This window comes from Gordonia prachuapensis, assembly GCF_036350515.1.
Taxonomy (GTDB): domain Bacteria; phylum Actinomycetota; class Actinomycetes; order Mycobacteriales; family Mycobacteriaceae; genus Gordonia; species Gordonia prachuapensis.
The window spans coordinates 105448-130422 of sequence record NZ_JAZDUE010000014.1 but is presented as its reverse complement, the minus strand read 5'-3'; the positions used below and the strand labels follow the sequence as shown (position 1 = coordinate 130422).

Below are 24975 nucleotides of genomic sequence, written 5' to 3'. Positions count from 1 at the left end.
CGCGTCCCGCGACGGACTCGGATCAGCGCCCGAGCATCTTCCATTCCTCGGGTGTGGCGACCATCGTGACGGCCACTCGCTCGCCGGCAGTGGTCACCGAGATGTCTTGCGGGGCACGCGAATCCTGGCGGAGGATGACGGCAGCCTCCGGGACGAGGTCGGAGACGCGCGGGTCGCCGGGCGCGAGCACGGTGATGTGGGTGGTGTGTGGCTCCGCGGGTGGGGGCGTGAGGCCGTCGAAGACGACCACCCGGTGCCCACTCGGCGACTGGACCCGGTCGGAACTCAGGGCGAGGCGTCGCAGATCGCCGACCTGCGCGATCAGGTTCTGCCAGTGTGCCGGACGGATCGTGTGGACGGTCACCGATGCACCGATCGCGATCGCCCGCAGGATCACCTGTCCGACGACCTGGGGTCCCGCGCAGAGCGCGACCGACCGGACATCCGGACCGAGCAGCGGGATGGCGACGGCGCGACCGCCGTGATCTGCGCCGACCAACTGACCGCAGCCACCGGCCGGGAGGCGGAGTGAGCGCAGCAAGAACTCGGCGTCCTCGCCGCGGGCGGCGACGAGCCGTCGATCCAACCGGCCGGGAACGGCGATCGGCAGAGTGGCCGCCAGCGCGTCGAACTGGTGTCCGTCGAGCACTGTGAGACCGGGCGGGAGCGGGTCGACGGCGCGTCCCGCCGTCGGCAGTTCGGCGAAGCGGACCATTCCGCTCACCTCGAGCACGCCGTCGGCGTCGTTGCGCAGGCGCAGGGTCGTCGTCGTCGACAGTGCCGTGTTCACCCAGACGGTGGACATGACCGACGCGATCGCGTCCGGGTCGATGACCGCACTGCGGAACCGCAGGTCGCCGGCGCCGATCGAGTCCCATTCCTCGCCCATGTCATCGATCGCCGCGCCCTCGGACAGTTGGTGAGTGACCGTGGTGATCTCCGCGGCGTTCAGGATCGAAACCCGTAACCCGCTCTCGGAGAGTCGATTCGCCACCCGACGGGTGGTGATGGTGGCCGTGCGCAGCGCGCCGACGGCACCGCCGCCGCGACGGGCGACCGCGTCGGCGCAATCGAGCGGATTGAGCCGCAGCACCACCAGGACCGATCGATGAGCGGTGGCGGCCAGTGGTCCCAGGGTGCGGTGATAGGTCTGCGCGATCGGACCGCCACCCCAGCTCCGGACACCGTGGCTGATGACCTCGATCGAATCGAGCCGGATGTCGAAGGGATTGATGCACTCCGCGAGGGCGTCGAGGGGGATGGTCTGACCGGCGGGATCACCGACCGCCGCGCGTCCCGGGGTGAGGTAGGTCGCCACCGGCGCCGAGGGCGATACGCGGATGACGGTGATGAGGGTGTCGTCGACCCAGCGGGCCCCGATCGTGTCGGCGGCCGATGTCTGGGTCCGCACCGGCAGCCGTCCGGTCTGCGGCCCGACGGGGATGTCGAACGACGCGGGCACGAGGTCGGCCGAACTGCGCCGCGCTCGCGCCCACCGGAAACCCACGCGTTGTGTCCAGGCACTGACCAGTGACCGGCGTCCCCGCAGGGGTGTCAGGCTGAGCGATGCCAGTCCACAGACGAGTAGGGCGACCCACCCGATGCGGCTGCCACTGACGGCCCACACGACGAGGCCGAGACCGAGGACCGTCTCGATGACGACGAGGGTCGTCAGCGGTAGCCCGCGCCGATCGCGCCGAGGTCTCCGTCCGCTGACCGCGCCGGTACCCGGCGGCACCGGGGTCGGCCTGGCCGCCGGCAGCGTCGGTGCGCCCCTCATCCCCATGGAACTCCCCCCTCAGTTCTCCGGGTGACAGGCGCGACACCCGCGGAAATGTATCGGCTACGCTACTACGCGGCGAATCGTCGGCGACCATCCGATACTCGGTCGAGGGCGATCCGGCCACTGCCAGCAGTCGAAGGGGGGACGATGGCGCGGCAGCTCACCACCAAAGCGCAGGTGAACGGTTATCGATTCCTTTTGCGCCGACTCGAACACGCACTGGTCCGTCGTGACGTCCGCATGCTGCACGATCCGATGCGATCGCAGGTCCAGGCACTCCTGGTCGGTACCGTTCTCGGTCTGCTCGTACTCGGCGGCTGCGGGGTGTGGGGCCTGGTCCGGCCGCAGGGCTCGGTGGGCGACGCCAAGATCGTGGTGAGCAAGGACGGCGGCGGGAACTACGTGGTGGTCGACGAGACCCTGCACCCCGTGCTCAATCTCGCCTCGGCCCGGCTGATCACCGGGAGCAGCGAGTCGCCGACGTCGGTCAGTGACGGGAAGTTGGCGCCCTATCCGCGTGGACCGCTGCTGGGAATCCCGGGTGCGCCTGCGGCGCTGCATTCGTCGGCCCATGATGGTGTGTCGTACTGGACCGTCTGCGACGAGGCCGAGGTCTCGCCGAGCGTCTCCGGTGAATCGATCACGCTGTCGGTGATCGGCGACCGCCCGCAACTCGGCGGTGGGATCGATGCCGCCGGCCCCGACGACGCGGTGCTGGCCACCAGCGGCGGCACCACCTTCCTCGTCTACACCGTCGACCGGGACGGGCAACCGACGACGGTGCGGGCCGAGGTGGACACCGACAGCGTCGCGGTGATGCGAGCACTCGGCCTCGAGGGCGCGCCCACCCGGGAGATCAGCGCAGGTCTGCTCAACACCTTCCCCGAGGTCGACCCGATCGAGGTGCCCGACATCGAGGGACAGGGACGACCGGCCCGGGCGCCCGTCGACGACGTCGAGGTCGGGACGGTGGTCAGGTCCGTCGGCATCGACGACCAGACGACCTACTACGTGGTGCTCCGCGACGGTGTCCAGGAGATCAGCGAGGCCACCGCGCAGATCCTGCGTCTCGCCGACCGCGACGGGTCCGCGCCGGTCCCGACGGTCGCGCCCGGCCAGATCGCCGCCGGCCGGATGTCCTCGCCCCTGCCCGTCGACGACTTCCCGGAACGGGCGCCGAACCTGGTCGACGTGGACACCGCGGGCACCCTGTGCCAGGCGTGGTCACGCGGGATCGACGATCCGACTGCGACGACACGATTCCTGATCGGCCGGGCGCTGCCGCTGGCAGCGGATGCCGCGCCGGTGGGCGTCACATCGGCCGACGGTCCGGGCCCCGGGGTCGACCAGGTCTACATCCGGCCGGGTTCGGGCGAGTACATCCAGGTGACCGGCGCCGAGGCGGATAGCGAACGTGCCGAGTCCCGGTACTACGTCAGCGATTTCGGTATCAAGTTCGGGGTCGCCGACGCCGAGACCGGTCAGGTCCTGGGTCTGGGCGAGCGCCCGACGAGGGCGCCGTGGTCGATGATCTCGCTGTTGTCGAGCGGGCCGTCGCTGTCGCGGACGGCCGCCCTGGTGGCTCACGACGGCATCGCACCCGACCCGGAGGGCCAGGCGATCCCGCAGCCGGGCAACTGAACCCGCCGGACGCGACCCGCACACTCGCCGATCGCGCCCCGTCCGTCGCCGACCGGCCTGCCGATCAGGACGTCAGTGGGCCCCCGACGATGTTGGACACGATGCCCCGGAGAATCCGGGTGCCGTCCTCGGAGCGCAGCTCGTCGTACCAGGCGGCGGTCGCCTCCGGATCCTTGGCGTGTGTCACGTCGCATCGTTTGCGCGCTCGCAGAACGAGATCGCCGGCGCGTTCGGTGCGTGCGGACTCGTAGGCGGCGAGTGCCGCGTGGACGTCGTCGGGATGATCGGAGAAGGCGAACTGCATCGCCACCGCGTCCTCCATGGCCGAGCAGCCGCCCTGTCCGATGTCGGGCGTGGTGTTGTGTGCGGCGTCGCCGAGTACGGCGACCCGGCCCTTCACCCAGGTGTGGAACGGGTCGAGGTCGAGGATCTCCACGCGGTTGGTCGTCGCGGGGTCGAGTTTGTCGATCAGCTTCTGCACGCCCGGCGCCCAGCCGGCGAAGTTCTCGGCGAGAACCTCCCGTGCGGTGCCACGTTCGAAGGGCTGTCCCTCGGGCATCGTCACGTCGAAGAAGAAGTAGAAGCGGTTGTCGGCGATGGGCATCACCGAGACCCGCTTGCCGTCGGCGACGTAGGTCGTCCATTCCGTGGCCGGCCCGATCGCGTCGTCGACCTCCACGAGCCCGTTGAAGTTGACGTAACCGGCGTAGCGGCGTTCCGCGGGGTGTCCCAGGACGTATTCGCGGGTCAGTGATCTGGCACCGTCGGCGCCGATGACGAAGTCGCCTTCGGCGGTGCTGCCGTCGGCGAATGTCACTGTCGCGGAATCGGGTCCGTCGGACACGGCCACCATCTTCTTGCCGAAGTTGATGTCGGCCATCCCGTAGGCTTCCATCAGCATCAGTTGCAGCTCGGCACGGGCCACGGGGTAGGGGCGTTGGCCGACCTCCTCGATGAGTGGCTGCATGCTGAACCGGCACATGGTGTCGCCGGTGAGGCCGTCGACATAGGACATCGTGTCGACGATGCCGCCCAACGCCGCGGTCTCGCTCTCGAGTCCGAGGTGGTTGAGGCACTTGACCCCGTTGGACCACACCGATATCGCCGCTCCCACGGGCTTGTTCTCCGTGACCTGTTCGTAGACCTCGACGTCGAGTCCGATCTGCTTGAGTGCGATACCGGCGCTCAGGCCACCCATACCGGCGCCGATGATGACAGCCTTCACCTCGTGGAGTCCCTTCTGTCTGGTGTCGCCGACCGCACACGAAGGCGATCCGACGAATCCTTCAAGGCTAAGTCGCCGGACGTGTGGGCGCAGCGCGGCCTCGGCGACCGGACGTCACGACGTTCCGACTCCGGCGGCGAGGGTGCGCACCATGCGCTCCCATTGAGCGGTGATCGTCTCGAGGTCCAACCGGGCGACGTCCCGCAGGTGCTTGACGGCGGCGGCGTTCAGCGGTGCCTGCACCGCGGTCGCGACGACGTCGATCTGATCTGCGAACCCCAATTGGCGCAACAGGAGCTGCACATGACTGTTCGACGCCGCCCACACCGGATGATTCATGAAGTCGCCGGTCGCGGCGCCTGCCTCGATCAGCACGTCGAGGTGATCGTCGGTGAGTTTGAGTCGTGCCCGACCGTAGGCCAGCAGGCGGTCCAGCGGCGGGGCACCCGGACCGAGGGGCTGTGGGCCGGACAGGAACGCCCGCTGGATCTCGGCCTCCGAATGGTCGAGCAGGGCGAGCATCAGGCCGGTGCGGCTGCCGAAACGGCGGAAGACGGTGCCCTTGCCGACGCCTGCCTGGCGTGCGACGGCCTCCATGGTGACGGCCGCGGCCCCGTGGTTGTCGATGAGGGTCTTGGCGGCGGCCAGCAGCAACCGACGATTCCGTGCGGCATCGGCCCGTTCGGTGTCGGCACGGTCGCGGAAGCCGTCGCCGATGCGCAGGGGTATGAGACCGCCGTCCGGACCGTTCGACACAGTGATGAGGGTAACGCTTGGGGTGTGGCGGGAATCGGTCGGCGTGTGCAGGCGTTCAATCGTTCGGCAAGCTAAGCATTTGTCCGAACCAACTACTCAGAGGAGCGCCGTGACCGAACGAAATGTGGAGATCGTCGCATTGGTGGGCAGCCTTCGGCGGGAGTCGATCAACCGGCGTCTGGCTCAACTGGCAGCCGACAAGGCGCCGGAGGGGACGAGCGTCACGATCGTCGAGGGTCTGGGCAAGCTCGCGTTCTACAGCGAGGACGACGATCCGTCGGTCGAGTCCGGCGCGGCACTGCCGGCGGGTGTGGCCGAGCTCCGCGAGGCCGTCGCGGCCGCCGATGCGGTGCTGCTGGTGACCCCGGAGTACAACGGCACGATGCCCGCGGTGCTCAAGAACGCCATCGACTGGTTGTCGCGCCCCTTCGGGGCGGGGGCGCTCTCGGGTAAGCCGGTGGGCGTCATCGGCGCGGCCCTCGGGCGGTACGCCGGCACCTGGTCGCGTGAGGACACCCGCAAGTCGGTGAAGATCGCCGGCGGCCATGTGGTCGAGGAGGTCGAGTTCGGAATCCAGAGCGCGAACCTGACCGACGACGGCTTCGCCGATCCCGACGTCGTCGCCGGAGTGCTCGGTGCTCTCGGTCGACTCCTGGACGAGGTGTCCGTCAACGCGTGATTCTCCCGCCGGAATCGACTGTATGAATCCACCGCGGACAGTCTGACACCACCACGACAGCGCGCCGTCGTGGGCCCTGAGGCCCACGACGGCGCGTTTGTCCGTATCGGCCTGTGGACTGTCGTGGGACACCTTGTGGATCGTCCGTGGACAGGGTGTGGACGACACGCCGGACACGCCCGGCTTCACGATTGCGGATGCCGCCCGACCTGCGACTTTCACGAATGTTATTCACAACTTCTAGTGGTGACTCCAAATGTCGGACACTAGGTGTAGTGTTTTGGGCACCAGCAAGGCGCCGACGTACATCGATGTGATTTGACGGAGAATGCCGCTGAAGACGGTGATCTGAGTCACCATCTTCACGTTGGGAAAGTGTTGGTCACCGCACAGTGTTGAACCGGATGAGTGTGCAGGGTTGAACAGAGGTGACAGGTTCTCTCCCGGCCGGGAGAGAACGGTGACGGCCCTGCGGGTCGTGCCCAGCGAGCAGCAGTGGATACGACAGACGACCGACCGACGTGAGACGACCGGCCGCCCGGCGGGCCGGGGCCCACGTCCAGCAGACCAGCCTGATCCAAGCAGACAGCCAGATTGCGCAAGGAGAACTTTGATGGCCATCACCGTCTACACCAAGCCCGCCTGCGTCCAGTGCAACGCCACCTACAAGGCCCTCGACAAGCAGGGGCTGGCGTACGACGTCGTCGACATCAGTCAGGACGACGAGGCGCGCGACTACGTGATGGCGCTCGGCTACCTGCAGGCCCCGGTCGTCGTCGTCGGTGACGACCACTGGTCGGGCTTCCGCCCGGACCGCATCAAGGCGCTGGCTGCCACCGCTGCCTGACCTCGGTCCGGTCGGCCTGATGGGGAGGTCGGGTCCGGCATGAGTGCGTCGTGGAGCAGGCGGGTAGAGCAGTAGTTCGGTGACGAGCAGTCGAAACGGAAGTACGGAGGTCGGTCATGATCGAGACCTCGAGTCCGGTCGGCGGCGCCCCCCTGGTGGTCTACTTCTCGTCGGTCTCTGAGAACACCCACCGATTCGTCGAGAAGCTGGGCATGCGCGCCGCGCGCATCCCGGTTCTCGGCGATCCGTCGACCTTCACCGTCGATGAGCCGTTCGTACTGGTCCTGCCCACCTACGGAGGTGGCAAGGCGACCGGCGACCGATCCGGCTACGTGCCGAAGCAGGTCATCAAATTCCTCAACAACCACCACAACCGGGCGTTGATCCGCGCCGTCATCGCCGCCGGTAACACCAATTTCGGCGAGGAGTTCTGTCTTGCCGGCGACATCGTGTCGCGCAAATGCCGTGTGCCCTACCTCTATCGATTCGAGCTGATGGGCACAGTCGACGACGTCGAACGGGTGCGGGACGGTCTGGCCGAGTTCGCACAGAGCACGGCCTTCGTCCACCCGGAGCGGACCGAACTGACCGCCGCGCGCGGCTAGTTGTCGGACCGCCCGGATATACAAGTCATCACCACCAACTGCAGGAGTCTTTCGTGTCGCCAACCGCAGCACCCGTCTCGGACACCGCCTCGGCCAGCAAGTCCGGTGTGCACGCCGGGCCGTCGGGCCACGAGCCCGGCGAACTGGACTATCACGCGCTCAACGCGATGCTGAACCTGTACGACAGGGACGGCAACATCCAGTTCGACAAGGACCGCGAGGCGGCCAACCAGTACTTCCTGCAGCACGTCAACCAGAACACGGTCTTCTTCCATGACCTCGACGAGAAGCTCGACTACCTGCTCGAGGAGAACTATTACGAGCCCGAGGTCCTCGCGAAGTACGACCGCGAGTTCGTGAAACTCCTGTTCGGGCATGCATTCTCGAAGAAGTTTCGATTCCCGACGTTCCTCGGCGCGTTCAAGTACTACACCAGCTACACGCTCAAGACCTTCGACGGCAAGCGGTTCCTGGAACGCTTCGAGGACCGGGTGTGCATGGTCGCGCTGACGCTGGCCGACGGTGACACGGCGTTGGCCCGTCATCTCGTCGACGAGATCATCGATGGGCGTTTCCAGCCGGCCACCCCCACCTTCCTCAACTCGGGCAAGAAGCAGCGCGGCGAGCCGGTGAGCTGCTTCCTCCTTCGCATCGAAGACAATATGGAATCCATTGGGAGATCGATCAATTCGGCTCTCCAGCTCTCCAAGCGCGGCGGAGGAGTGGCGCTGCTGCTGTCCAACATCCGTGAGCACGGCGCGCCGATCAAGAAGATCGAGAACCAGAGCTCGGGCGTCATCCCGATCATGAAGCTGCTCGAGGACTCGTTCTCCTACGCCAACCAGCTCGGCGCGCGCCAGGGCGCGGGCGCGGTGTATCTGCACGCCCATCATCCCGACATCTACCGCTTCCTCGACACCAAGCGGGAGAACGCGGACGAGAAGATCCGCATCAAGACGTTGTCGCTCGGTGTGGTGATCCCCGACATCACCTTCCAGCTCGCCAAGGACAACGACGACATGTACCTGTTCAGCCCGTACGACGTCGAGCGCGTCTACGGGGTGCCGTTCGCCGACGTGAACGTCACGGACAAGTACCACGAGATGGTCGAGGACAAGCGCATCCGCAAGACCAAGATCAAGGCGCGCGAGTTCTTCCAGACCCTCGCCGAGCTGCAGTTCGAGTCGGGCTACCCGTACATCATGTTCGAGGACACGGTGAACCGGGCCAACCCGATCGACGGCAAGATCACCCACTCCAACCTGTGCTCGGAGATCCTGCAGGTCTCCACCGCGTCGGAGTTCAACGACGACCTGTCCTACTCGCACATCGGTAAGGACATCTCGTGCAACCTCGGGTCGCTCAACATCGCCAAGGCGATGGACTCACCCGACTTCGGGCAGACCATCGAGACCGCGATCCGCGGTCTCACCGCGGTCAGCGATCAGACCTCGATCACCTCGGTGCCCTCGATCGAGAAGGGCAACAACGACTCCCACGCCATCGGCCTCGGTCAGATGAATCTACACGGCTACCTGGCCCGCGAACGGATCTTCTACGGCAGCGACGAAGGTGTCGACTTCACGAACATCTACTTCTACACGGTGCTGTTCCACGCGCTGCGGGCGTCGAACAAGATCGCGCGTGAACGTGGCCATGCCTTCGGCGGCTTCGAGAAGTCGAAGTACGCCAGCGGGGAGTTCTTCGACAAGTACACCGAGAAGGTGTGGGAGCCGGCGACCCAGAAGGTACGCGACCTGTTCGGCCAGGCCGGAATTCACATTCCCACCCAGGACGACTGGCGGGAGCTGAAGGCCGCCGTGCAGCGCGACGGTATCTACAACCAGAATCTGCAGGCCGTCCCGCCGACCGGATCGATCTCCTACATCAACCACTCGACCAGCTCGATCCACCCGGTCGCCGCGAAGATCGAGATCCGCAAGGAAGGCAAGATCGGCCGCGTCTATTACCCGGCGCCGTACATGACCAACGACAACCTGGAGTACTACCAGGATGCGTATGAGATCGGGTACGAGAAGGTCATCGACACCTACGCCGCGGCGACCCAGCACGTCGACCAGGGGCTGAGTCTCACCTTGTTCTTCAAGGACACCGCCACCACCCGCGACGTCAACAAGGCGCAGATCTACGCATGGCGCAAGGGGATCAAGACGCTCTACTACATCCGTCTGCGTCAGCTCGCTCTCGAGGGGACTGAGGTGGAGGGTTGCGTTTCCTGCATGTTGTGAGGACTGATCACCGATGACGCCCGAGGAGTGGCTGCACGCGATCCGCGCCGAGAGCGCGGTGCTCGCCGATACCGGTGCCGAGGTGTTGGGCGCCGAGATCCCGGCTTGCCCGGGCTGGACAGTGCACGATCTGCTGGGGCATGTCGGCGCCGTCCATCGGTGGGCGGCCGACCGCATCGACGGCACCCGCTTGTATCGGGGATATGACGGGATTGAGGTTCCGGCCGGCGAGGCGGTGATCGACTGGTACGGAGAAGGGCGGGATCAGCTGATCGCATCCCTCACCGCCAAGGACCCGGACGACACCGTCCCCGCGATCGGCGGACCGAAGACCGTCGCCTTCTGGTATCGCCGGCAGGCGAACGAGCTGGCCGTCCACCGGTGGGATCTCGAGTCGGCGACGGTTCCCGGTGGCCAACGTGCGATCGATCCGACCCTGGCGGTCGACGGCATCGACGAATGGCTCGAGGTCTTCGCGCCCCGTTTCATTGCTCGTGGCAACGGCGTTCCCGCGGCCCTCGTCGGACGTACTGTCCACCTGCATGCCACCGACATCGACGACGGTGAATGGCTGTGGGAGATCACACCCGAAGGAATCTCACATCGGCGCGGCCACGCGAAGGCCGACGTCGCGCTGCGTGGGCCGATCTCTGATCTGCTCCTCATGCTCTGGCATCGGCGGTCGCACAAAGACCTCGACGTCGTCGGCGATGACGCGTTGCCCGTACCGATCCTCGATCTCGTCCATGTGACCTGACCACCAACCCAGAACCGCACCCATCCGCCGTAGGAGGCGACAACGATGACCGCAGCACCGCACAGCCCCGCCGACGGCGCACCCATCAAGCTGGTGAGTCGCGTCTCCGCGATCAACTGGAACCGCGTCCCCGACGAGAAGGACGCCGAGGTCTGGGATCGCCTCACCGGCAACTTCTGGCTGCCGGAGAAGGTGCCGGTGTCCAACGACATCCAGTCGTGGCACACCCTCACCGAGTACGAGAAGCAGCTGACGATGCGGGTCTTCACCGGCCTGACGCTGCTCGACACCATCCAGGGCACCGTCGGTGCGGTCTCGCTGATCCCGGATGCGACCACGCCGCACGAGGAGGCGGTGCTCACCAACATCGCATTCATGGAGTCGGTGCACGCCAAGAGCTACAGCTCCATCTTCTCGACGTTGTGCTCCACCAAGGAGATCGACGAGGCGTTCCGCTGGTCGGAGGAGAACGAGCAGCTGCAGCGCAAGGCGCAGATCGTCATGGACTACTACCGTGGCGACGACCCGCTCAAGCGCAAGGTCGCCTCGACCCTGCTCGAGTCGTTCCTGTTCTACTCCGGCTTCTATCTGCCGATGTACTGGAGCAGCCGGGCCAAGCTCACCAACACGGCCGACCTGATCCGGCTGATCATCCGTGACGAGGCCGTCCACGGCTACTACATCGGCTACAAGTATCAGCGTGGCCTTGAGGTGGAGACCCCTGAGCGTCGGCAGGAGCTCAAGGACTACACCTTCGAGCTGCTGTTCGAGCTCTACGACAACGAGTCCGACTACACCGAGGCGCTCTACGACGAGGTCGGTCTGAGCGAGGACGTCAAGAAGTTCCTGCGGTACAACGCCAACAAGGCGCTGATGAACCTCGGTTACGAGGCGATGTTCCCCAGGGACGAGACAGATGTGAATCCGGCGATCTTGTCGGCGCTGTCACCGAACGCCGACGAGAACCATGACTTCTTCTCGGGCTCGGGCAGCAGCTACGTCATCGGCAAGGCGGTCAACACCGAGGACGAGGACTGGGATTTCTGAACGAGTCCGTCAGAGCCGGCAGGGCAGGAGCGCGAGTGCGGTGACCGCACACACGCTCCGGTTGCTCAGCTTCCAGTCGTCGCCGGTCCAGACCCACGTCAACTGTTGTGTCCGTGAGCCCTGACCGACGAGGGTCATCTTGAGCGGCGCCGACATGGTGGATCCGTTGGTCGTCACCGGACCGACCATCTCGTAGCTGAATCCGATGTTCCCGTAGCTCGCGAGCGCCCGGGCGACGGCATCGGCCTCGCCGAGCGCACGAGCACCACCCTCGAGTTCGGCGGCCCGCGCGGCTCGGGAGGCCTGGGGGTTCATGATCAGGGTGACCTTGGAGTTCAGCTGCGCGGGGGACAGGGCCGTGGGTGCGGCGGTCTGTGCCGGAGTCGTCGTCTCCGGCGCAGCCGGAGGCACGGCTGCCTGGGGTGGCGCGGGTGCCGCCGGCGCGGCTGCAGCCGGCACCTGTTCGGCAGGCGCCGGAAGGGCCGGGACCCCGGCCGCTGGGTCGGTCGGCGGGAGCGCGCCGGCACCGCCGGGCGGTAGCGCAGCCGGCGGAATGCCCTGCTGTCCGGCCTGTGCGCTGCCCAGATTCACCACGGTCGGTTGGGCGCCGCTGCTGTCACCATCTCGCGCATTGTCGACCGCCAGCAACCCGATGGCGCCGATCGCCACGAACAGCGCCGACGTGACGGCGGCGACACCTGCGGAGGCGATGACCGTGGGGACGTTGACGCGCGAACCGCGCCGGCCGGATGGCGGATCGTCGACCCCACCGGGGTCACGCTCGTCCCGATGAGGCTCGGTGCCGTACGTCTCGGTGCCGTACGCGTCGTTGCCGTACGCATCGTTGTCATGTGCCATGGTCACTTCTGTCCCCCGAACCGAATGTTTGGTGACGCAGCATACAGGGCGGGCTTCCGGACTCCTTCGACCTATCGGTTCGGCTCTTCGCGGTCGCGCAGCCGCTCGTACAGCTCGTCGAGCAGATCGACGGCCTCGCCGATATCGGCGGGTGCGATACCAGAGGCGCGCAGCGCCTTGCGCAGGGCGGCCGGATCGAGCTCCATGATCGGGTTGAGTCGGGGTGGACTCGGCAGGGGCGGCAGGACGGCATTCGTCCCGTAGAAGTCGACGGCGGGCACCTCGTCGCGCTGCGCAGGGTCGGTGTGGTCGCCCGACGATGCGTCGTCGGTGGCGTGGTCGCTCGCGCCGGCCAGCAGTTCGGCGGTGTCCGTGCCCATCACGGTGAGCAGCGTCGTCGCATCGCGATCGATCTGGGCGGCCACCTCGTAGGCGACACAGAGCACGTGGATGCATCTCGACGAGGAGTCCGGGCAGGTGCAATCCGCGGCGATGTCGGCCGATTCGGTGGGCAGGATCAGGGCTCCGAGCGCCGCGGGCTGGTCTCCACGGGTCAGCGCCATCAGGTCACCGATCGCATCGCGGCTGCGCAGGATTGCCACCACGGTCGCCGGGTCCACCGGGCGCATCGTCAGGGTGACGTCGAACGGATCGAGCTGACTCCCGCGCACCGACGCCGTCACGGTGCCGCCGACGATCCGCACCGCCTCGGCGTGATGATCACGGAAGTACCTGCGCGCCTGCGTGATCCGCCGGAGATTCGCATCACCGTCACGTGCGCCCTCGACGACGTCGACGAACGCACGACCCCACCGGGTGACCGCATATCCGCGCGTCGACGACCGACCACGGGTGCGCGGACTCACTCGCTGACCGCCTCGTCGCGTAACCGGAACAGGTCGAAGAGCTCGTCGTCGCCGAGGTCGGACAGCCAGTTCTCGCCCGCGCTGACGGTCAGCCGGGACAGTTCCCGCTTCGCCGCGATCATCTCGTCGATGCGCTCCTCTAGGGTCCCCACACACAGGAATCGGTGCACCTGAACCCGTTGATGTTGCCCGATCCGATAGGCGCGGTCGGTCGCCTGATCCTCGACGGCAGGGTTCCACCACCGATCCACATGCAGTACGTGATTCGCCGCGGTGAGGTTGAGCCCGGTGCCACCGGCCTTCAACGTCGCGATCAACGCCGGCGGGCCGTCGCCGGCCTGGAAGCGCGCCACCATCGCGTCCCGGTCGGTGCGACCGACCCCACCGTGCAGTACCGGCACCGGCTCCCCGAGCGTCGGGGCCAACCACTCCGAGAGCATCTGCCCGAACGCGGCGAACTGGGTGAACACCAGGGCGCGATCACCCTCCGCGGCGGCAGTGCTGAGGATGTCGACGAGCAACTCGACCTTGCCGGAGCGATGTCGATTGCGGCGCAGCATGTCCGATGAGTCCGCGAGGTAATGGGCCGGGTGATTGCACACCTGTTTGAGGCGGGTCAACGCGGCCAGGATGTTGCGGCGCCGGATAGTCCGCTGCTGTTTGCTGCGCAGCGCCTCCATCAGTTCGTCGATCACCGCTCGGTACAACGCCGCCTGCTCGACGGTCAGGTTGGTGCGGACGGTGATGTCGGTCTTCTCCGGCAGGTCGCCGATGATCGCCGGGTCGGTCTTCTCCCGCCGCAGGATGAACGGGCGTGTCAGCGCGTTCAGGCGCCGGACCGTGGCGGTGTCACGATCCCGTTCGATCGGTTCGGCGAATCGTGCACGGAACTTCGAGGCCGAACCCAGCAAACCGGGGTTGACCAGGTCGATCACCGCGCGCAGGTCTTCGAGCCGATTCTCCACGGGCGTGCCGGTGAGTGCGATCCGATGGTCCGCGCGCACCGCGCGCACCGCCTTCGACGCCTTGGTGGCCACGTTCTTGAGGTGCTGCGCCTCGTCGACGACGACGCGTCGCCACCGGTGTCCGGCGAGCATCTCGCGGTCCCGGGTCGCGATGGCGAACGTGGTCAGCACCACGTCGGCGCCCGACAGCACATCATCGATGGTGGACCGCACCGCGCGCGAAGTCCCGTGATGGACGACGACTCGCAGATGTGGTGCGAACCGGGCGATCTCGCGTTCCCAGTTGCCGACGACCGACATCGGACAGACGACGAGCGTCGGATCGACGATCACACCCGCCGGACGCTCGTGACACAGCAACGCGATGATCTGGATGGTCTTGCCCAGGCCCATGTCGTCGGCCAGGACCCCGCCGATCCGATGGGTCGACAGGTAGACCAGCCACTCCAATCCGCGTTGCTGATACGGGCGGAGCTCGGCGTGGAGCATGGGCGGTGGCGGGATCGGGGTGGGCCGGAGTGCACCACCCGCGGCGATGTCGTCGAGCCAGCGCAGGCCTTCGATCGATGTGACCGGCACCGGCACGGTGTCGACGACGAGGTTGAACAGTTCGCCCATGTCGACCGGATGGTCGGAGGCCGTGTGCGCCTTCTGCGCCATCACGAACGCGGCGGCCCTGGTGAGAGCGGCGTGCTCGGCGCGCACCCATGTACCTCGGACCTGCACCAGATCACCCTGTCGTCGTGCGAGGTCGGCGAGGTCGGCGTCCGACAGGGTCATGGCGGCCGGATCGTCGCCGAGAGCCAGCCGCCACTCGAATTCGTCGATCTCGGCCGCCCCGATCTGCGCCGCGCGCCCGGTACTGGTCGCCACCGGTCGTGCCCGGAGCCCGAGCGTGGGTCGGACCTCCGCGATCGTGCGCGGCAGGAGGACGGGGCACCCGGCCGCGGTGAGCGCGGCCGCGCCGTCGGTGAACAGCATCTCGACCTGCGGTGTGGTGAGCAGGAAGTCGAGGGTGTGGCGGTCGGGTTCGGCCCGCGACAGTTCGGGAAAGGCGCGGACCGCGGTGGCGAGCGCGCTGGTGACCCGGTCGAGTTCATGTTGGTCGAGCCGGTGGGGCGCGACGGCGATGATGCGGCCGTCCGGGTGGCGGCGGCACACCTGAAGGCGCCACAGCGTGGTGCCCGCCGGGAGGTGGGGTCGCCAGGAGTCCTCCGATTCGTCGTCGGGTTCGTGTAGCCGTAGCAGCACGGTCGAATCGTCTTGTGGTCCGGCGGAGTTCCAGGCCATCCAGGCCGCGGACGCGGACCGGAGGCGTTGTTGGAGCGCCATGGGAAGGTCGGGCGGGTCGATCCCCAGTCCCTCCGCCAGCCATCCGCCGGGTCGATCGTCGGTCCCGATCGGCGCCGCCGCCGCGATCCGGCCGCGGCACTCGTGGTCGAGGAGTTCGGCGATCAGATCGCTCACCGTCTCGGTGCCGCCGTTCGCGGTGACGATGGCCGGAGCCGCGGCGGTGACCACCGCGACCCAGCTGCGCCAGGCGGGTGTGGGCACGGCCTGCCACCGCATCATCGTCTCGCCGGCCACCTCGGCCGCCCCCGGTGCCACCGCCCCCGATCCCACCTGACGACGGATGCCGTCGAGTACGTAGCGGCACCAGGCGATCTCCCCGCTCACCGGGTGGGGTCGGCTGACGTCGAGGAACGCCGCCGCCGACCCGGCGCCGAGGGTCATCGTCGCGACGAATTCCCGCCGACCGGATGGTCCGATGATCCCGAGCTCACGGCGAGCGCGTCGCGGTCGGAGCAGATCGGCGAGGGTCTGCGGCAGATCGTCGGGGCCGGCGTCGGCGTCGGCCCACCACAGGGCGAGTCCGACCCCCGGCCGCCAGAGGCCGTGCAGCGGAAGGGTGCGCCGGTCCTCGACCGAGGTCGGCGAGCGTGCGTCGAATGGCATCGAGAACCATCATCGCCCGAGCGCCCCGACCGGGCCACCATCGCAGGGCGTCACGAGTTGCCGTCGAGCGACACCTTCACGTCGTTGAGCACCAGCCAGGCCGCGGCCAGGCCGTCGCCGCCGTACCAGATGGCGTCGTCGACGGCGAGCACCCGCTTCCACGTGGGCGCACCCATGTCCAGCCACCGATCGCTCAGGAGGACGTCCTTCCCGTGCGCGAGTCCACGTTCGCCGAGGAAGCTCACATAGATGAGGTCGGCGTCGGCGTCGGTGAAGTTCTGATCGGTGACGGTGAACGAACCTTCCGAGCGCTGCGGCTCCGGACGTTGCACACCGATCGACGCCAGGATCTGCCCCGCGAAGCTGTCGGTGCCGGCGATCATCTCCGACTCGCCGGTGAACCGGACGAGTGACACCTGACTGTGCGCCGCGTCCATCCGGCGCCCGGTGCGTCGGGTCTCCGTGTCGAACTCCTCGAGCAGGCGCGCGCCGCTCGATGATCTGCCCAGCGCGTCCGCGACCGCCGTGAACTCCGACCGCCAGTCCCCGTCGCCGGAGATGGTCACGGCGCGGGTCTCGCCGAACGCCCCGGCCGACGCGGCGGAGCGTGGGGTGGAGAGAACGATGTCGGGAGCGGCCTCGGCCGCAGCTGCCGGGTCCGGCGTCGTCCCGATGGTCGGTACCGCGGCGAGCTGGGGCCCGAGGTAGGCGGGCACCGAGCCGGCGTCGGCGGCGACCGCGACCACTTTGGGTCCGATGCCGAGCGCGCAGATCGCGTCGAGCAGGGCGGGGTCGGTCACCACGATGCGCGCGACGTCGGACTGTCCGGGATCGGGTGCCGTCGGCGCCAGGCACGTGCGCGCCGGGTCCCGGTCGGCATTGACGATGTTCACCTCGGCGACGCGTGTGGTCACCGTGGAGATGGGGGAGCCGTCGGGGGTCGTCAGCGGTTGCTCGCCTGCGCACCCCGCCAGCGCGGCGAACGCCACGACCGATGCGACGGCACCTGCCGCCCGCCTTGCCCGCCGAGGGTTCGGGAGCCGGCGCCGGGCCGCCGGAACAGGGGTCACGCCGCTGCGTTGCACGCGATCACGCTAGCACCGGCGGCAGCGATGACCGCGCCGGGCGGGCAGCCCGCGGCGGCCACCGCTCGACGCCTCCCGCGAGCCCGTGCGCGTCGGTCCCCGCGAGGGTACTGAACTGCGGATTCATCGCAGTTCGCGAACCAATTACGACGGATCGTAGGACCCATGCGGCCACCGCCGGTATGAGGGTTTAGGATCAGTTACCAGCGCTCGTTTTGTTCATGTGGCGACCGTGGGGAAGTGGCAGGTGACCAGCCCCGGCGGTTGCGCAACGAGGAGGATCTGTGACCGCGGTTGACCAGCCCACCACGCAAGTGGCTCCAGAGCGTCCCTTTCCGGAGCGCTATCAGCCCAAGGGTTCGTTCATCTACAAGCTGATCACCACCACCGATCACAAGCTGATCGGCATGATGTACATCACCGCCTGCTTCGCCTTCTTCCTGATCGGCGGACTGATGGCGCTGCTGATGCGTGGCGAGCTCGCTCACCCGGGCATGCAGTTCCTGTCGACCGAGCAGTTCAACCAGCTGTTCACCATGCACGGCACGGTGATGCTGCTGTTCTACGCGACCCCGATCGTCATCGGCTTCGCCAACTTCGTACTCCCGCTGCAGATCGGATCGCCCGACGTCGCGTTCCCGCGGCTCAACGCATTCGGTTTCTGGCTGTTCGTCTTCGGCGCGTCCGTCGCACTGGCCGGGTTCCTGACCCCGGGCGGCGCCGCCGACTTCGGCTGGACGGCCTACACCCCGCTGACCGACGGCATCCACTCGCCCGGCATCGGCGCCGACCTCTGGATCATGGGTCTCGGCGTCTCCGGCCTCGGCACCATCCTCGGCGCCGTGAACATGGTGACGACGGTGGTCTGTCTGCGCGCCCCCGGCATGACCATGTTCCGGATGCCGATCTTCACCTGGAACATCCTGGTGACCAGCATCCTGATCCTGCTGGCGTTCCCGCTGCTGACCGCCGCGCTGATGGGTCTGGAGGTCGACCGGCAGTTCGGTGCCCACCTCTACGATCCCGCCAATGGCGGTGTGATCTTGTGGCAGCACCTGTTCTGGTTCTTCGGCCACCCCGAGGTCTACATCATCGCGCTGCCGTTCTTCGGCATCGTCTCCGAGGTGTTCCCGGTGTTCGCCCGTAAACCGATCTTCGGGTACTCCGGCCTCGTGTACGCGACGATGGCGATCGCCGCATTGTCTGTCGCGGTGTGGGCGCACCACATGTACGTGACCGGTGCCGTGCTGTTGCCCTTCTTCTCGTTCATGACCTTCCTCATCGCCGTACCGACCGGTGTGAAGTTCTTCAACTGGGTGGGAACGATGTGGAAGGGGAACATGACGTTCGAGACGCCGATGTTGTTCTCCGTCGGCTTCATCGTCACCTTCCTGTTCGGTGGCCTGACCGGTGTCCTGCTGGCCAGCCCGCCGCTGGACTTCCACCTGTCCGACAGCTACTTCGTGGTCGCGCACTTCCACTACGTGCTCTTCGGCACCATCGTGTTCGCCACCTACGCCGGCATCTACTTCTGGTTCCCCAAGATGACCGGACGCATGCTCGACGAACGGCTCGGCAAGATCCACTTCTGGCTGACGTTCATCGGCTTCCACACCACGTTCCTGGTGCAGCACTGGCTGGGCAACGAGGGCATGCCGCGTCGCTACGCCGACTACCTGCCGTCCGACGGGTTCACCACGCTGAACATCGTCTCCACGGTCGGTGCGTTCATCCTCGGCCTGTCGACGCTGCCGTTCCTGTGGAACGTCTTCCGCAGCTACCGCTACGGCGAGGTCGTGACCGTCGACGATCCGTGGGGCTTCGGCAACTCCCTGGAGTGGGCCACCAGCTGCCCGCCGCCGCGGCACAACTTCACCGAACTGCCCCGCATCCGCTCGGAGCGACCGGCGTTCGAGCTGCACTATCCGCACATGATCGAACGGATGCGTGCCGAGGCGCACGTGGGAGCCGGTCACAACTCGGGCAAGGACCGCCACATGGAAGACGCGCGGCGTAGTCCATTGACGGTCGGTGACCACGAGGGTTCGCCGGATCCGGATCCACGCTGACGCGCACGCACTCCGCGAAACACGTGGTCAACGAATCGAGCGACACCACAGTTCTGATCACCGTCACCGGGCCGGATAAACCCGGCGTCACCTCGGTGCTGATGGGTGCGCTGGCGGGCCAGCGCGTCAGTCTCCTCGACGTCGAGCAGGTGGTGATCCGCGGGCGACTCACCCTCGGGGTGCTGGTGTCCGCCTCGGGCGACGCGGAAGAACTGCAGGACGTCGTCGAACAGGCGATGGCATCGATAGGGATCGACGTGATCGTCGAGGTCGGTGCCGCGAGCGCCGGCCGCCGACCGTCCAGCCACGCGGTGGTGGTGCTCGGCAGTCCCGTGACCGCCCGCGCCTTCCGTGCCCTCGCTGGCCAGTTGGCGGGCCAGGGAGTCAACATCGACTCCATCCGCGGTGTCGCCGACTACCCGCTCACCGGGCTGGAACTGATGGTCAGTGTCGGCCGCGACGACGTTGCCGCCGACGCCGCGCTGCGGAAGGGGCTGGCCGTGGTGGCCGCCGACCACAGCGTGGACATCGCGGTGGAGCGGGGCGGACTGGCCAGGCGGGCCAAGCGGGTCATCGTCTTCGACGTCGACTCCACGCTGATCCAGGGCGAGGTCATCGAGATGCTCGCGGCCCGGGCCGGCCGTGAAGCCGAGGTCGCCGCGGTGACCGAGGCAGCAATGCGTGGCGAACTCGATTTCGCCGAATCGCTGAACCAGCGGGTGGCCGTGCTCGCCGGGCTGGATGCCGGGGTGCTCGACGACGTGGCGAGTTCGCTGCAACTGACACCGGGCGCACGCACCACCATCCGCACCCTGCATCGTCTCGGCTATCACTGTGGTGTCGTGTCCGGCGGCTTCCGGCAGGTGATCGACGGACTGGCGCACGAACTCGAACTCGACTTCGTCCGCGCCAACACCCTCGAGGTCGTCGACGGCAAACTGACCGGCCGGGTCGTCGGCGACGTCGTGGACCGGGCGGGGAAGGCAAAGGCGTTGCGTGCCTTCGCCGATCAGGTCGGCGTCCCGATGGAGCAGACCATCGCGGTCGGTGACGGCGCCAACGACATCGACATGCTCAGCGTCGCCGGGCTCGGCATCGCCTTCAACGCCAAGCCCGCCCTGCGCGAGGTCGCCGACGCAGCGCTGAGCCACCCGTTCCTCGACGCGGTCCTGTTCATCCTCGGTGTCACGCGTGACGAGATCGAGGCCGCCGACGCCGCGGACGGGGTGATGCGGCGAGTGCCGCTCAGCTGAAATGTCGCGTTCGTTCTAGTGTCCCGCGGTGGTAAGCGACGATGATCGGTGGATCAGATCGCACCGAGAGGACTCGACCGATGACCACTTCCACACCTGTCGCCAGCCTGGCGATGATGACACTCGATTGTGCTGACGCCCGTGTCTCGGCCGAGTTCTGGTCGGCCGTGCTGGGGTGGGAGATCGTCGGGGCCGGCGACGGCTACGCGATGCTCAAAGGACCCGAGGGAGCCGCGCTGGGCTTCGGGTCGGTTCCCGGCCACCGACCACCGGCATGGCCGAACGCGAACGGGTCCAAGCAGTTCCACTTCGATCTGGCGGTCGACGACCTCGCGGCCGCGGAAGGCCGCTGCGTCGAACTCGGCGCGACGGTACCGTCGGAGCAGCCGGGGGAGACCTGGCGGGTGCTGCTCGATCCGGCGGGGCACCCGTTCTGCCTGACGAAGGCCGAGAACTGGGGGTGATGCGATGTGACCGGCCGGTCACCTCATCCGATCGACGGTTTCTCCGGGGCGGCCGACGCCGACCTAGACACCGACGCCCAGCGGACGTTCGAGGATGCGTACCGGCGCCTGGTCGCCTATCGCGGTGGTGGCGGCGATCCCGCGGATCCCGGTGACGTGCTGGCGATGCAGATGGTGATCCGGATCGAGAAGTCACAGCCACCCGCGCGGGCGGACGCGTTGACCGCTGCAGCCCGTGCGGTCGCGCTGCTCTGTCTCGACGATCGCGCGGGCGGCGCAGGGCCGTGGGTGTCGGACCTGGACGCGTGGTGCGGGGCCCGCATCCGCAAGATCGCCCGCCGTGCGCGGGGCGCGCAGTGGGCTGCGGCGCAGGAGGTCTGGGGTCTGACCGTCGACACCGGCTCGGCGCAGGCACGTGCACTGGTGCCCGGCCGCGTCGGCGACGTCGACCGTCGGATCGCCCGGCTGCAGATCGGCGGTACGGACCTCGACGGTTCCCTGTCGACCCAGGCGCCCGACGGTGGTGTCTGTCTCTGGGTGAATCCGGATCTGCCGATGACGGTGGGCAAGGCCGCCGCCCAGGTGGGTCACGCCTCGATGCTGGCGGTGAAGTCGATGACTCTCGAGCAGGCGTGGGAATGGCGTTCTGCCGGTTGTCCTCTCGTTGTCCGCGAAGCGTCGGGGCCGCGATGGGTGGATCTCGTGAAGGCGGACGCCCGGGGCGCGGCTATCGCCGTGCGCGACGCCGGGTTCACCGAGATCGCTCCGGGCTCGGTCACGGTGATCGCCGAGGTGACGGACAGATGACCGACGACCGGCTCCCGGACTGGGCGCGTGACCTCCACCTGACGCCGCACCCGGAGGGCGGTTGGTACTCGGAGACCTGGCGGAGCGCCGTGACGATACCCGGGGCAGCGCTGCCGCCGGACTTCTCCGGCGATCGTGTCGCCGCCACCGCGATCTACTTCCTGTTATTGCCCGGCGAGCAGTCGGCGTGGCACACCGTGCGAGGCGCCGAACTGTGGCTGTTCCATCGTGGCGCCCCGGTCATGCTCGAACTCGGCGGCGACGGACCGGAACCTCGAGCGCCCGCGGCGGTGACAGTCGGCCCCGACGTGGAGGCCGGTCACCGACCGCAGGCCCTGGTACCGCCGAAGACGTGGCAGCGAGCGCGACCTGCCGGAGACGAACCGTCACTGGTCAGCTGCATCGTCGCCCCCGGCTTCGACTTCGCCGACTTCCGCCTCGCGCCTGAGGTGGGGACTCACGGCCGTCACACCGGTTGACGGGCCACCGCCGCGAGCGCGGGCGCGGGAAACCGCACAACGCCATCGGTTCCCGCGAAGACCGCCAGTTCGCGCGCGGCCGCCCGCAGCAGGTGCTCGTACTGGTCGTCGTCGATCAGATCCCCGAGGGTCCAGCCCTTGACATCGGTCCGGACCCAGGCCTCGACCGACGGGAAACAGGCCTCTCCGTCGAGCCGGACGATCTCCACCTCGGAGAACGCGTCCGCGAGTTCGTCGCGGAGCAGCTCAGGTGTGCCGATCACGAAGGGCGCAAGGAGTGCATCGGCCTGCACGTCGCCGAACAGCCGGCGCACCAGTGTCGCCATCGCGTCGTAGCCCGGGTTCTCCGCCACCTGCGCCCACGTGAGGATGCCGAGGGTGCCGCCCGGACGGAGAACCCGGGCCATCTGTGCCACCGCCCGCCGACGGTCGGTGCAGAACATCAACACGAACTGACTCACCACCCGGTCGAACGAGTCGTCGGCGAACGGAAGGTCTTCTGCGACACCGGCATGGAGCAAGGCCCCGGGGCACATGCGCCCCGCGACGGCCCGCATCCCGTCGTTCGGATCGAGGGCCGCAACCGACCCCACGGCGCCGACCCATGCCAGCGCCTCGCGGGTCAGCGCGCCGGTGCCGCAGCCCACGTCCAATACCTGCTCGCCCCGGCGTACCCCCGTCTTGTCCAGGAGTCGTGGTGGCCACTGGTCGAACAGCGCGGGCACGAAGAACTCCTCGTAGATCTCGGCGGCGGCATCACCGATCTGACCGGTACGGGCCTTGCTCATGGGACCAGCGTCCCCCTCGAACACCGCAGACCCAAGACCGAGAATCGAACTCCGGCACCCCTCGGGCTTGCCTGCACCCGCATCGCCTCGCGACGATGGAGGGGTGCGCAGCTACGGCCAGTACTGTCCGATCGCGCGGGCGTCCGAGATCCTCGCGGAGCGCTGGACGCCGCTGGTCATCCGCAATGTGATGATGGGCGCCGACACCTTCACCGACATCGCGCACGGTGTCCCGCAGATGTCGCGGTCGGTACTGGCCACCCGGCTCGCACAACTCGAACGGTTCGGCGTGCTGGCCCGAACACCGAAACAGGTGGGACGGGGATCGACGTATACGTTGACCGACGCCGGCCGCGACCTCGCGACGGTACTCGACGAGTTCGGGCGGTGGGGAGAGCGTTGGGTGGAGATCGGTCCGGAGATGACCGATCCCGGGTTCGCGTTGTGGGCCTGGTGCCACGCCCAGCTCGACACCACACAGTTGCCCCGTGCGCGCACCGTGGTCGCGTTCTGCTTCCCCGACCAGCCGATGGGAAATCGCTACTACTGGTTGCTCGTCGACGCCGGTGATGCGGAAGTGTGTTACTCCGACCCCGGAGGGGATCCGGCCGCCGAGGTAATCGCCGACTCGGCGGCGTTCATCGCCTGGCACCGTGGGCAGTTGCCGTGGTCACGCGCACTGTCGACCGGGCGGATTCGGGTCATGGGGGACCGGTCGGTGACGGCTGTTCTCCCGAGGTGGAACCGGCGTACCGACGTGCCGTTCAGTCCGCAGACGACAGCGACCGCGCCGGCGCGATGAGACCCAGGGTGTTCAGCCACACGTCCCGGTCGGGTGCGATCGACGCGACGATCAGCTCGTCCGCCTGCGCATGCCCGGCGAACCACTGGAGATAGTCGTCGACCTGAGTCGGTGTCCCGATCCCCGCGTAGGTCATCATCGCGTCGATCTGGCGGCCCTGCGGCATGTCCAGGATCATGTCGGCCTCCTCGTCGGTGAAGCGACGATCACGGGCGAACAGTGCATTGACCCGAGCGCGCTTGGCCTTGCGGAGTTGCTCCTGCGCGACCTCCTCGTCGTCGTCGGCGATGGCGCACACACCTGCGATCACATACGGGGAATCCAGCTGCTGTGACGGCTGGAACTCCCTGCGGTACAGCGCAACAGCTTCTTCCAGGGCCTGCGGGGCGAAGTGCGAGGCAAACGCGTAGGGCAGTCCGAGTGCCGCGGCCAGCTGGGCGCCGAACAAGGACGAGCCGAGGATGTAGAGCGGGATGTCGGTGCCCGCTCCGGGGGTCGCGCTGACACCCTCGACGCGCGATGCGCCACGCAGGTAACCCTGGAGTTCGAGCACGTCGGAGGGGAATCGATCCGCCGACGCCATCGTCCGGCGCAGGGCCGCGAAGGTGTTCTGGTCGCCGCCGGGTGCCCGGCCGAGGCCGAGGTCGATCCGGCCCGGGTGCAACTCGGCGAGGGTGCCGAACTGTTCGGCGATGGCCAGCGGCGAGTGATTGGGCAGCATCACCCCGCCGGCACCGAGCCGGATGGAGTCGGTGTGGGCGGCGACGTGGGCGATCAGCACCGCCGGAGCCGCCGACGCGATGCTCGACATGTTGTGGTGCTCGGCGTACCAGATGCGCCGGTAACCCCACTTCTCGGCATGCTGCGCCATGTCGACGCTCGCGGCGAAGCTCTCGCCGACCGTCTCGCCGGAACCGACCTGCGCCAGATCGAGAATGGACAACTCAACACTCATGTTCTCCTCAAGGCGCGTGGTGCGCAGCGTATTCCCTTC

General features: G+C 67.7%; 22 protein-coding genes. 13 read left to right on the top strand and 9 right to left on the bottom strand.

The genetic code is table 11. The features are described 5' to 3' along the window. Positions 1-22: 22 nt before the first annotated feature. Positions 23-1780: a type VII secretion protein EccE gene (eccE, locus tag V1Y59_RS17125; RefSeq protein WP_330506147.1), complete on the bottom strand. Its 1758-nt coding sequence runs from the start codon at positions 1778-1780 to the stop codon at positions 23-25. Positions 1781-1930: 150 nt separating this feature from the next. On the opposite strand from eccE, the gene eccB reads away from it, so the two are divergent. Further along, the gene (eccB, locus tag V1Y59_RS17120; protein WP_330506146.1) at positions 1931-3424 is read left to right on the top strand and encodes a type VII secretion protein EccB; all 1494 of its coding nucleotides are present in this window, start codon (positions 1931-1933) and stop codon (positions 3422-3424) included. Positions 3425-3488: 64 nt separating this feature from the next. Here eccB and hpxO read toward each other — a convergent pair whose 3' ends face one another. Together hpxO and V1Y59_RS17110 are read right to left on the bottom strand one after the other, a co-directional pair. Continuing rightward, entirely contained in the window at positions 3489-4649 is a 1161-nt protein-coding gene (gene hpxO, locus V1Y59_RS17115; protein WP_330506145.1) for an FAD-dependent urate hydroxylase HpxO, read from the bottom strand. Between the two features lie 114 nt (positions 4650-4763). Continuing rightward, positions 4764-5405, bottom strand: coding sequence for a TetR/AcrR family transcriptional regulator (locus V1Y59_RS17110; RefSeq protein ID WP_431309202.1), 642 nt, complete (start codon positions 5403-5405; stop codon positions 4764-4766). Between the two features lie 109 nt (positions 5406-5514). On the opposite strand from V1Y59_RS17110, the gene V1Y59_RS17105 reads away from it, so the two are divergent. From V1Y59_RS17105 to nrdF, 6 genes are all read left to right on the top strand, one after another. After that, entirely contained in the window at positions 5515-6084 is a 570-nt protein-coding gene (locus V1Y59_RS17105) for an NAD(P)H-dependent oxidoreductase (RefSeq protein ID WP_330506144.1), read from the top strand. Between the two features lie 613 nt (positions 6085-6697). Further along, a complete protein-coding gene (gene nrdH, locus V1Y59_RS17100; RefSeq protein WP_330435180.1) occupies positions 6698-6931 on the top strand; it encodes a glutaredoxin-like protein NrdH in 234 nt (77 codons plus the stop codon). A gap of 116 nt (positions 6932-7047) precedes the next feature. After that, complete coding sequence (gene nrdI, locus V1Y59_RS17095) at positions 7048-7536, top strand: class Ib ribonucleoside-diphosphate reductase assembly flavoprotein NrdI (protein WP_330506143.1); 489 nt, start codon at positions 7048-7050, stop codon at positions 7534-7536. Between the two features lie 53 nt (positions 7537-7589). Continuing rightward, positions 7590-9785, top strand: a complete 2196-nt coding sequence (gene nrdE, locus V1Y59_RS17090; protein ID WP_330506142.1) for a class 1b ribonucleoside-diphosphate reductase subunit alpha — start codon at positions 7590-7592, stop codon at positions 9783-9785. A 13-nt stretch (positions 9786-9798) separates the two neighbouring features. Next, on the top strand, positions 9799-10542 hold the full coding sequence (locus V1Y59_RS17085) for a maleylpyruvate isomerase family mycothiol-dependent enzyme (protein ID WP_330506141.1): 744 nt from the start codon (positions 9799-9801) through the stop codon (positions 10540-10542). 45 nt (positions 10543-10587) lie between these two features. Continuing rightward, a complete protein-coding gene (gene nrdF / locus V1Y59_RS17080) occupies positions 10588-11589 on the top strand; it encodes a class 1b ribonucleoside-diphosphate reductase subunit beta (RefSeq protein WP_160900944.1) in 1002 nt (333 codons plus the stop codon). 9 nt (positions 11590-11598) lie between these two features. Here the strand turns inward: nrdF and V1Y59_RS17075 are convergent, their stop codons facing one another. The 4 genes from V1Y59_RS17075 to V1Y59_RS17060 form a co-directional block, all read right to left on the bottom strand. Further along, positions 11599-12447 carry an MTB12 C-terminal domain-containing protein gene (locus tag V1Y59_RS17075; RefSeq protein ID WP_330506140.1) on the bottom strand — a complete coding sequence of 283 codons (849 nt, stop codon included), beginning with the start codon at positions 12445-12447 and terminating at the stop codon, positions 11599-11601. Between the two features lie 71 nt (positions 12448-12518). Further along, positions 12519-13313 (bottom strand): SWIM zinc finger family protein, encoded by a 795-nt coding sequence (locus V1Y59_RS17070; RefSeq protein ID WP_330506139.1) that lies wholly within the window; start codon positions 13311-13313, stop codon positions 12519-12521. Further along, the gene (locus tag V1Y59_RS17065; RefSeq protein WP_330506138.1) at positions 13310-16234 is read right to left on the bottom strand and encodes a DEAD/DEAH box helicase; all 2925 of its coding nucleotides are present in this window, start codon (positions 16232-16234) and stop codon (positions 13310-13312) included. The genes V1Y59_RS17070 and V1Y59_RS17065 overlap by 4 nt, the downstream gene beginning before the upstream one ends. 50 nt (positions 16235-16284) lie before the next feature. Then, positions 16285-17223 (bottom strand): ABC transporter substrate-binding protein, encoded by a 939-nt coding sequence (locus V1Y59_RS17060; RefSeq protein ID WP_330506179.1) that lies wholly within the window; start codon positions 17221-17223, stop codon positions 16285-16287. A 380-nt stretch (positions 17224-17603) separates the two neighbouring features. Between V1Y59_RS17060 and ctaD the strand changes: the two genes are divergently transcribed. The 5 genes from ctaD to V1Y59_RS17035 all read left to right on the top strand — a co-directional run bounded on the left by ctaD (position 17604) and on the right by V1Y59_RS17035 (position 22391). Beyond that, positions 17604-19388 carry an aa3-type cytochrome oxidase subunit I gene (gene ctaD, locus V1Y59_RS17055; RefSeq protein WP_330506137.1) on the top strand — a complete coding sequence of 595 codons (1785 nt, stop codon included), beginning with the start codon at positions 17604-17606 and terminating at the stop codon, positions 19386-19388. 23 nt (positions 19389-19411) lie between these two features. Next, a complete protein-coding gene (gene serB / locus V1Y59_RS17050; RefSeq protein WP_330506136.1) occupies positions 19412-20641 on the top strand; it encodes a phosphoserine phosphatase SerB in 1230 nt (409 codons plus the stop codon). Positions 20642-20721: 80 nt separating this feature from the next. Next, a complete protein-coding gene (locus tag V1Y59_RS17045; RefSeq protein ID WP_330506135.1) occupies positions 20722-21105 on the top strand; it encodes a VOC family protein in 384 nt (127 codons plus the stop codon). Positions 21106-21111: 6 nt separating this feature from the next. Beyond that, complete coding sequence (locus V1Y59_RS17040) at positions 21112-21912, top strand: peptidyl-tRNA hydrolase (RefSeq protein ID WP_431309201.1); 801 nt, start codon at positions 21112-21114, stop codon at positions 21910-21912. After that, complete coding sequence (locus V1Y59_RS17035; RefSeq protein WP_330506134.1) at positions 21909-22391, top strand: cupin domain-containing protein; 483 nt, start codon at positions 21909-21911, stop codon at positions 22389-22391. Before V1Y59_RS17040 ends, V1Y59_RS17035 begins: the two co-directional genes overlap by 4 nt. Here the strand turns inward: V1Y59_RS17035 and V1Y59_RS17030 are convergent. Then, a complete protein-coding gene (locus V1Y59_RS17030) occupies positions 22379-23179 on the bottom strand; it encodes a class I SAM-dependent methyltransferase (RefSeq protein ID WP_330506133.1) in 801 nt (266 codons plus the stop codon). The genes V1Y59_RS17035 and V1Y59_RS17030 overlap by 13 nt on opposite strands. A 103-nt stretch (positions 23180-23282) precedes the next feature. On the opposite strand from V1Y59_RS17030, the gene V1Y59_RS17025 reads away from it, so the two are divergent. Continuing rightward, entirely contained in the window at positions 23283-23981 is a 699-nt protein-coding gene (locus V1Y59_RS17025; protein ID WP_330506132.1) for a winged helix-turn-helix transcriptional regulator, read from the top strand. Here the strand turns inward: V1Y59_RS17025 and V1Y59_RS17020 are convergent. Continuing rightward, positions 23944-24936 carry an LLM class flavin-dependent oxidoreductase gene (locus V1Y59_RS17020; protein WP_330506131.1) on the bottom strand — a complete coding sequence of 331 codons (993 nt, stop codon included), beginning with the start codon at positions 24934-24936 and terminating at the stop codon, positions 23944-23946. The two genes, V1Y59_RS17025 and V1Y59_RS17020, sit on opposite strands and share 38 nt — an antisense overlap. Positions 24937-24975: the final 39 nt, after the last annotated feature.